General features: G+C 36.5%; 8 protein-coding genes. 2 read left to right on the plus strand and 6 right to left on the minus strand.

Going from position 1 to position 9,696, the window contains the following annotated elements:
* Positions 1-446 precede the first annotated feature (446 nt).
* Positions 447-1,046, minus strand: a complete 600-nt coding sequence (locus tag AC07XN_RS21280) for an aminotransferase class IV (RefSeq protein WP_494744510.1) — start codon at positions 1,044-1,046, stop codon at positions 447-449.
* 38 nt (positions 1,047-1,084) lie between these two features.
* Here AC07XN_RS21280 and AC07XN_RS21285 point away from each other — a divergent pair, with 38 nt between their 5' ends.
* Positions 1,085-1,570, plus strand: a complete 486-nt coding sequence (locus tag AC07XN_RS21285; RefSeq protein WP_494744511.1) for a peptide deformylase — start codon at positions 1,085-1,087, stop codon at positions 1,568-1,570.
* A gap of 362 nt (positions 1,571-1,932) precedes the next feature.
* Here AC07XN_RS21285 and AC07XN_RS21290 read toward each other — a convergent pair whose 3' ends face one another.
* The 5 genes from AC07XN_RS21290 to AC07XN_RS21310 form a co-directional block, all read right to left on the minus strand.
* Positions 1,933-3,009, minus strand: a complete 1,077-nt coding sequence (locus AC07XN_RS21290; RefSeq protein WP_494744512.1) for an alkene reductase — start codon at positions 3,007-3,009, stop codon at positions 1,933-1,935.
* 63 nt (positions 3,010-3,072) lie between these two features.
* Complete coding sequence (locus AC07XN_RS21295; protein WP_309923973.1) at positions 3,073-3,348, minus strand: ArsR/SmtB family transcription factor; 276 nt, start codon at positions 3,346-3,348, stop codon at positions 3,073-3,075.
* Between the two features lie 6 nt (positions 3,349-3,354).
* On the minus strand, positions 3,355-4,491 hold the full coding sequence (gene mnmA / locus AC07XN_RS21300) for a tRNA 2-thiouridine(34) synthase MnmA (RefSeq protein ID WP_309923976.1): 1,137 nt from the start codon (positions 4,489-4,491) through the stop codon (positions 3,355-3,357).
* A 573-nt stretch (positions 4,492-5,064) separates the two neighbouring features.
* Entirely contained in the window at positions 5,065-7,938 is a 2,874-nt protein-coding gene (locus AC07XN_RS21305; RefSeq protein WP_494744513.1) for a type I restriction endonuclease subunit R, read from the minus strand.
* 102 nt (positions 7,939-8,040) lie between these two features.
* Positions 8,041-8,964, minus strand: a complete 924-nt coding sequence (locus tag AC07XN_RS21310) for a tyrosine-type recombinase/integrase (protein ID WP_494744514.1) — start codon at positions 8,962-8,964, stop codon at positions 8,041-8,043.
* A gap of 91 nt (positions 8,965-9,055) precedes the next feature.
* Between AC07XN_RS21310 and AC07XN_RS21315 the strand changes: the two genes are divergently transcribed.
* Positions 9,056-9,696, plus strand: a 641-nt coding sequence (locus AC07XN_RS21315; protein ID WP_494744515.1) for a restriction endonuclease subunit S, incomplete at its 3' end; no start/stop codon positions are given.

Raw genomic sequence — 9,696 nt, forward strand, 5'->3', positions numbered from 1 at the left:
ACCATAACTATTACTTTTATCATACAGATTTGATAAATAGTCAATAAAACATAATGGGACAATATATCTGGCAGCAGTTTTAAGATCTACTGTACTCTCCATATATTCTATTATATCTTTTAAATGTTTTTTTACCTCATTGAGGTCTGAAAATTGTTGTGTACTCATTGTTTTTTGGGTTAATTTTTATTTAAACGATTCTAATGAAAGTATCTATTACATTAATAAAATCTAGAGTATGACTACTCCATATTTAATTTGGTACTTCATACAATCATAAATATGTAGATTTTCAATTTAGCTTAAATTTTAAAGAAAAGTTTATGTAGATTCTTCTTATTATTCTATTTTATTTTAAAAGAAGCTAGAATTCCTACTTAGAAGCTCGTCTAGGTAAAATATACTTGGGTCCAAAAACAAACACAGACTCCAACAACAAATAACCCTCACCCAAACAAAATCCCCTCACAATCCACCGCCACCGCAATATCCAAATCTCTAAAAGTATTGATTAAACATACTTTCTGAAAAGTACTTAGGTCGGTAGTTTTGATGATTCTTTCTTTTACCAACCCTTTCTCCAATAATTGCTGTCGGCGAGTGCCTTTTAATAGGGGAGTGGCAGGGACGAACCATTCCGTTCCGTCATAAAAAGCTAAACAGGCTATCGTACAGTCGGTTATCAGTCCATTTTGCACAATGATTACTTCGTCCGCATCGGGATATTGTTGTAACAAATCGGTAAAAACCTGTCGATTGGCGTATTTATGAGAATAGTCTATCGTTGGCACATCTACCACCTGTAAATGCCTAATATCTTTAAAAACATAAGGAGCAAAAGTGATTTCCTGAATATTTTCTTCATACAATACCCTGCAACGCACGGTGCCAGTGAGATAATCTGCTGGAATCTGGATAATGTCTTCTAGCATTACTGCTGTATCTATTTGGAATAATGCTTTGCGAGAAGCATTAAATCGCTGATTATGATAGGCTATATGCTGAAATTTCCCGTCTTTGATTTGTATCGTTTCTAATAATTGCATAGCTTGTAAACATCTGTTCGTCAATCAACCTCAAAGATATGAAACATCTGAATGATTTATTATTACTTGGTGACCCACGTTTGTATGAAATATCAAAGCCCATCACCCATGACGAGCTACCGCTTGTAAAAGAATGGGTAGCTGATTTGCATAATGTGATGGAGGAAATCAGGACAAAATACCATTTTGGTCGGGCTATCGCTGCGCCACAATTGGGTATTATGAAACGCCTGATTTACATGAACATCGATAAGCCTGTGGTGTTTATCAACCCTGTTTTTGAGAATGTCAGTGAAGAGATGTTTGAACTTTGGGACGATTGCATGAGTTTCCCCAACCTGTTGGTAAAGGTAAAAAGGCATAAATCGCTAACGATAAATTATTTAAACGAAAATTGGCAGTTACAGACTTGGCACATGGAGGATGCCCTCTCTGAACTTTTACAACATGAATACGACCATCTGAATGGCGTTTTATGTACCATGAGGGCTGTGGATGACAAGGCTTTTAAGTGGCGAAGCTGATAATGAGGTTTGAATGTAGATTATTTTATACGTAAGTAGAGTATTTTGCTCATATTTCCGCATATAGTATTGTTTTACCCGCAGATTTTGCTGATTTATACCGCAGATTTACGCTGATATTATTTGTCAGCGTAAATCTGCGGTATAAAATCTCTGAAAATCTGCGGGTAAAAAAAACTGTACTCCTAAAGGCTCTTATAATCAATAAACCCCTCATCCCCAGCTTGCTCATAATTCTGCATAAAAGATTACTTTACCCGCAGATTTTGCTGATTTATACCGCAGATTTGCGCTGATATTATTTGTCAGCGTAAATCTGCGGTAAAATCTCTGAAAATCTGCGGGTAAAAAAAACTGTACTCTTAAAGTGCTGAATAGTCAATAAATCCTTCATCCCCAGCCGAATAGAACAAATCAGGATTTGGCGTTGCTAGTTCAGCACCTTGTTTTAAGCGTTCTACCAAATCAGGATTAGCAATAAATGGACGACCAATCGCAATTAAATCTGCTATGCCCGACTCCAAATCTGCCTCCGCACGAGCAACATCATATCCGCCTGACAAAATAAGCGTGCCTTTGAATGCCTTACGAATATTATCTACCACCGTTTTAGAAACTGCTGGCGCACCCATTGACGAATGGTCAACCAAGTGAGTATATACTACACCAATTTCATTTAATTTTTCGGCAATGTATTGATAATCAGTGTCGATAGTGTCAAAAATAGCCACATCATTAAATGCACCATAAGGCGAAAGACGCACACCTACTTTTTCTTTACCGATAGCCTCCACCGTTTGAGCAGCTATTTCTAATAAAAACTTAGCGCGACCTGCAATGTCACCGCCATACTCATCTGTACGAACGTTAGACTTTGTATTGATAAACTGGTCAATCAAATAACCGTTTGCTCCGTGAATTTCTACGCCATCAAAACCTGCTTCAATAGCATTTTTAGCTGCTTGAACATATTCCAAAATGGTCAATTTGATACCATCAATCGTCAGTGCCAAAGGCGTCGGTTGTGGTTGCATTCCCTCTGTGTCTGTCCACATCTGCCCAGCCGCTGCTACTGCCGATGGTGCTACGATGGTTGCTCCCTCAGGCATATTCGCAGGGTGTGCTATACGACCACAGTGCATCAATTGAATAAATATTTTGCCACCTTTTTCATGCACCGCACTCGTTACTTCTTTCCAACCTGCGATTTGCTCGGCCGAAAAAATCCCTGGAATACGGGCATACCCCAAGCCATTAGGTGAGGGCGAAGTACCTTCTGTAATGATTAATCCTGCTGACGCACGCTGTGCATAATAAGTAACCACTGATTTAGTAGGAATGTTGCCGATAGCTCTAGAGCGAGTCATGGGTGCCATTACGATATGATTGGCTAATTCAATGTTGCCAAGTTTGGCAGAAGAGAATAATTGATAACTCATAGTTGTTTTTTTTAGATTGCTAATATATCGAATCTTTTCGATACGTTAACAAACCAAAAACACCTAAGAAAGTTCCTGAAAAAAGGCTGAAAGTTTTTTGAAATTCTCGCGGTTCAACGAAATTTTATGGAATTTTCCCTCTTTTTTAGATTCCACCAATTCGCTTTCAATCAATAGGGCGATATGGTGTGAACAGGTAGATTGAGAGAGACCAATCAATTCTTGAACATCACGACAACACATTTCTCCTTTTTGGGATAACTCCAACAGGATTTTTAGCCGATAACTATCAGCGATTGCACTGGTGCTTTTTTCAATAAATTGAGTGGTCTCCTGCATATTTTATTAGTTTACTTCAGCCATAAAAATACCTGAAGTAGCATCTTGTTTGAACGATTTCATGATCCAACCGCCACCTACTACGTCGTCGCCTTCATAAAATACTGCTGCTTGTCCCGGAGCAATCCCCGAAACAGCATCATGAAAATGAGCCTTTATTTTGTTGCCTTCTTGCCAAATAGTAGCGGGCGTACCAGCATCTTTGTAGCGTACTTTGGTGATGGTTTCAATCGGATTATCGATTGAGGCATATTTTGATAAGTTCAATTGTCCTACTACCATGCCGTCTCTTTCCAAATCTTTATCACGCCCCAACACCACTTCGTTGGTTTCTTTTCTGATTTCAGTTACAAAAGCTGGATAGCCCAAGGCAATGCCTAAGCCTTTGCGTTGACCGATGGTATAAAACGGGTAGCCTTCGTGTTTGCCCAATATTTTGCCGTCGGTATCCAAAAAGTTACCGCCTTTTACCCTTTCTTCTAAACCTTCTACTCTTCTTTTGATAAAACCACGGTAGTCGTTGTCAGGTACAAAACAGATTTCGTAGCTTTCAGATTTATTCACCAAATCCATGAAGCCTCTTTCAGTAGCCATTTCTCTGATGCGTGCTTTGGTGAGGTGTCCTAAAGGCAATTTTGTACGTGCCAGACTTTCTTGCGAAACGCCCCAAAGTACATAGCTTTGGTCTTTCCAAGTATCAGCTCCTTTTGAAATGATGTGTCTGCCGTTTTCTTCGCGGATATTAGCATAGTGACCAGTAGCGATAAATTCGCAATCTAATTTATCGGCCCTACGCAAAAGTGCATCCCATTTGATGTGGGTATTACACATTACGCATGGGTTGGGTGTACGCCCTTCGATGTATTCGCCCGTAAAGTAATCAATGACGGCATCGCCAAATTCATTGCGTATATCTAAAATATAATGTGGAAAACCGAGTGATACCGCCACGTTGCGGGCATCGTTGATAGAGTCAAGAGAACAGCAACCTGTTTCTTTTTTGGTGCCGCCCGACGAGGCGTAGTCCCAAGTTTTCATCGTCATTCCAACTACTTCGTAGCCTTCTTCATGTAGCATTACTGCTGCTACTGAACTGTCGATACCGCCACTCATGGCGACCAAAATTCTTCCGTGTTTGCTCATTGCACTGCTCAGGTTCAAGGCCTGACGTTTTAAGGGTTTATTTTTTTTAAGTGATTGGTAATTAGTTGTGCTTGCCTAAAATAGGTTCTTCGTCCTTGTTGGTCTAGGCGACCCAGTAAAAACACCAACAAAGGCTGAAAAATTCTAATCACTATTTACCAATCACTAATTACTATGTCACAAATTTACAATAATATTCAACATCATTTCTGATTTTTTGGTTCGGGAGAGAAATTGTGAATGAGTGATTGAGTGAGTTAGTGAATTGTGAGCAATCCGTTTGCGATTTATTTACGCAGTCGCTCGCTTCAAGCGAGTGACGACTATTAAAAGGCTTCTAGCCTAAAATAATGCCATTCAGCCTAAACCGTGTTCTGTGGCACACAGAACACCATACTTACCAATTTTGTATGATAAAAATTATCAATATGAATATTTTTTTGTAGTCTGTGTGCCACAGAACACCGGTTAGATTACCCCATTGTGCAATAGGCTGAATGCAATTCAGCCCTACATTTATTCGTTTGGTTTCGATAGCATAAATAACCAAGGAAGGTACATTATGAAAGAATGTTAACTCACTGATATACCCTCAAAAAAAGTCTCCACAAATCCTAAAATCTTATTTAAGATTCGGTCAGCGGTTTCTTTATATTTTAATACACTGGGTGTTCCTTCTATCCGAAGTGGAATAATATCCTTTCGTAAAGGTTTACGTTCAGTAAACAAGTAATTGTCGATTACGCTTTTTGTTTTTTCTTCTGAAAGGTTTTCTGTTTTAACCAATTCTTGCAATGCCTTTTCTTGTTCTACATTCCAGAATTTTTGAAATTCATCGGGAATAGTATCTGTATCTTCAATATGTGGTAGGCTTTCTTGAATAAACTTCTCAATCAATTCTCTTTTACTTCTTAATGATACTTCGGTGTTCAATAAGTTGAAAATCTCTTTCTCAATACTTTCTTTGTCTTTCGCACCGTGTTTTGATTGGAATTTAATCAGCAATTGAAGAATGTAAGTAACATTGATAGTGTCCCGTCGTATCAATTCCAGCTCAAAATCTATATCATTTAGAATAGATGTTTTTTCTGGGGAATTAACAGGATTAATACCATCTTTTAAATCCAAATATTTGCTGGTATAATCCGTAAAAAGCTGTTCTTCCATAGGCAAATCATCCCAAGTAAATTCGGTATAATGGCTCATCTTTTTTTGTAAGCGCATTAATGCACGAAAAGCTAAGATAAACTCTAATTTATCTTCTTCTGTGTATAAACCATCTACATCCTCTACCTTTGAAACTACTTCTAATAACTTCTGAGTTGCTTCATTGAATTTTTCTACATAGGCTTCATAAGGCTCTACAATAATTTCATCAATGGCTTCTTTGTTACTAAACAAAGCAATTGCTTCATCGGTTTTATCTTTCAAATTTCGAAAACACACGATATTTCCCTGTGTTTTGTTCTTATCTAAAATACGATTAGTTCTACTAAACGCCTGTATCAGTCCGTGATATTGTAGGTTTTTATCAACATACAATGTATTCAGAAACTTACTATCAAATCCTGTCAAAAACATATTGGCAACCAAAAGAATATCTGTTTCGTTTTGCTTAGATTTTTTCGCTACAGCATTGTAATAATTATAAAAACCTTCTGTGTCTTTAATGTTTTGCTTTTCGCCAAATAAATGGTTGAAATCTTGCACATAATTTTCCAATAATTCTCGGCGGTGAGGTCTATATCCGTATTCTGTTTGAGATTCAGCAGCCATATTGAGTTGAGGAATAATTTGTTCTTCCATTTCCTCCTCGTTTTGAGCGAAGCTGAAAATTGTAGCTATTTTCAGATTATGTTCCCCATTTATTTTCTTTCTTTTGAAAACTTCATAGTACCGAATAACAGCATCAATATCTTGTACACACATCATTGCACAGAATTTTTTGTTTTGCGTCTTTTGGTCGTGGTATTTAATGATGTAATCTACAATGGCTTCTTTACGCTCAGGAGCTTCAAAGACTTCCGTTTCGTTGATTTGCTCCACATCCAAGTCAATGATATGTTCTTTTTTCTTGAAAGTTTGTATGTATTCTACCGAAAATTTTAATACGTTATCATCCCGAATAGCATCGGTTATCACATATTTATGGAGGCATTTTCCGAAAAGGCTTGCGGTTGTTTTTTCACCATCGGCATTTTCGGCTAAAATCGGTGTACCCGTAAAGCCAAACAATTGAATATTATTGAAATATTTAACAATATTGCTATGAGTTTCGCCAAACTGCGAGCGATGGCATTCATCAAAAATAAAAACCATTCTTTCGTTTTGAATAGCTTTCATTCTAAATAAATTCCTACCCGAAATAGCATTGTTCAGCTTCTGAATAGTAGTAACGATGACCCTAGCATTCGGGTCTGGGTCATTGAATTTTCTAATAAGGTCGTCGGTATTGGTTGCCGAACTTACTGAACCTTTACTGAATTTATCATACTCTTGATTGGTTTGATAATCCAAGTCCTTTCTATCCACTACAAAAATAACCTTTTTGATAGCTGGAATTTTAGATAAAATCTGGCTTGCTTTGAAACTGGTTAAAGTTTTTCCGCTTCCCGTTGTGTGCCAGATATAACCGTTTTTTTCGATGTTATACCCGTTCAAAATTTCATTATCCTTTACCTTTTTAATAATACTTTCTACCGCATAATATTGATACGGACGCAGTACCATTAAGCGTTTATCGGTTTCGTTCAGCACAATGTATTTGCATATCATTTTGCTGACATGACAGGGTTCTAAAAATGCATCGGTAAAACCATTCAGAATATTATTCAACTGATTGTTTTGCTCGTCCGTCCAATGAAAAGTCTGGAGATACTCCTGTTTATGCGTACCGAAATTGCTGAAGTATTTGGTATTGACGCCATTGCTGATAACGAACAATTGTACAAAGTGAAACAATCCTTTTCCTGCTCCAAAACTATGTTTTTGATAACGGTTAATCTGGTTAAAGGCTTCTTTCATTTCCAAACCCCTCCGCTTTAGTTCTATTTGAACCAAAGGCAAGCCATTAATCAATATAGTAACATCATAACGGTTTTCATATTTGCCCTCCTGCGTAATCTGATTGGTTACCTGATATTCATTCTGGCACCAATGTTCCACATTCAGCAATTCAAAATATAGATTATCTCCATTATCTCTGATAATATGATGCTTCTTTTCACGTAATATTTTGGCTTTTTCAAATACCGAACCTTTATTGATGATGTTTAATACTTTTTCAAATTCACCATCGCTAAATTGGATATTATTGTGTTTTTCTAATTGCGTTTTAAGGTTTATTAATAGACCTTTTTCGTCAGCAATGGTGACATATTTATACCCCAATTTTTGTAATTGGACAATAAGTTGTTCTTCCAGAATTTGTTCGGATTGCTTGCTCAAAGTGATTATGAATTAGGAGTTAATGGTGCTAGTTTTATTTACACACAAATGTAACGAAATAAAGTATTCTTATGTCATTTCTCCTAATCCATAATCTAAAACTTACCTTAATGCTTTGAACATCTGCTCAATAGCTTTCTTTTTCTGTTCCATATTAGGATGGACGTAGAGGTTTAACGTGGTACTTATATTAGAATGCCCCAACAATACACTGACCGTTTTGTAATCGCAATTACTTTCAATACATCGGGTTGCAAAGCTGTGCCTTAATCCGTGGAATTTAAGGTCGGGCATATTGAGTTCTTTCATCAGGTTTTTATAATAACTGCGGTAAGTACGCGGCTCAGTGGGTTTGGCATCATTTGTTAAAACAAAGAATGAAGCGTTAACTATCTTTTTAAAGGGTTTGAGTATTCTCAATAAATCTTTGCTTATAGGGATTTCACGAATAGAGTTTTTCGTTTTAGGCGTATCCAGAATGAGTTCAGTTTTTCTATTTCCATCTTCTATTACATATATCCGTTGGATTGTTCTGTTAACGCTGATAATGCCGTTATCTGTATCAATGTCTTCCCAAGTAAGGGCACATACTTCTCCGATACGCATGCCAGCACTTAAACAGATGTAAACTCCTAAGTTTCTAAACGTAAAATGCTCTTGTATATAGTTCATTATTTTTTTTTGGTCAGTTCGGGTAAGCACTTCTATATTGTGCTTTTCACGCTCGGTTGGGAACTGTATATCAAAAGGTGTATAATCCAGCCATTTATGTTTTGCTCCGAATTTTAGAATCATTTTCAGCACAATTAAAATATCCTTGATGGTCTTATGGCTTAAACCAGTTCCCAGTTTTTGGAACACAAAGCTTTGTACATCAGCTTCATCAATTGAAGACTTATCCCCAAAGGTTGGTAGTAAATGATTTTCAATCAAGAGCATATAAGCCGAAAAGCTTGATTTTTTTACATACTGTTTTTTGTCTGTTTTCCATAGACCGATTACTTCTGAAAGTTTTTTTTTGTTCATTTTTTGTTTTAATTAAAGATTTAAAGTGACAAAGGAAGCTTAAAGTGGCTAAATGCCTAAGGATTTGAATTAGAGGATTATAATATCCTCAATGTGCTTTAAGGAGATTTGTGGTATCGATGTTCCTAATTTACGATTTAAAGGGTTTGAAGAAAGGTATGAATCTTACCAAAAGCACCTTTTTAAAGATATTTTTCTTTTTTCTACAGGGAAAAATATAAAACAAAGTGAAGCATCGCCTGAATTTGAAACGCCTTGTGTAAGATATGGAGAACTGTATCACATGTATAATGAAGTGATTACTGAAGTTTTCAACAAAACGAATCTTGATAAATCTGAACTGTTTTTTAGTAATGGAGATGAAATTTTACTACCATCGGCAGGTGAAGACCCATTAGATATTGGTTCAGCTTCGGCACTAACAATTAAGGATGTAGCAATTGGTAGAACAATTAATATTTTAAAACCTGCGAAACCTAATATTTATTCTCAAGTCTATGTTGCATATTATATAAATCATAGGTTAAGGAAAATTATTTCCACTTTAGCCAAAGGAGTAAGTATTAGTAATGTTTATAATTCTGATTTGAGAACATTAGAAATAATATTACCAGACCTTCCCGAACAAGAAAAAATAGCATCATTCCTATCGTTAATAGATGAGAGAATAACAACTCAAAACAAAATAATTGAGGAATTGAAGGTATTAAAAACTACCGTTGCCAAAAAGAT

The organism is Arcicella sp. GW458-12-2-14-TSB2 (genome assembly GCF_059423785.1).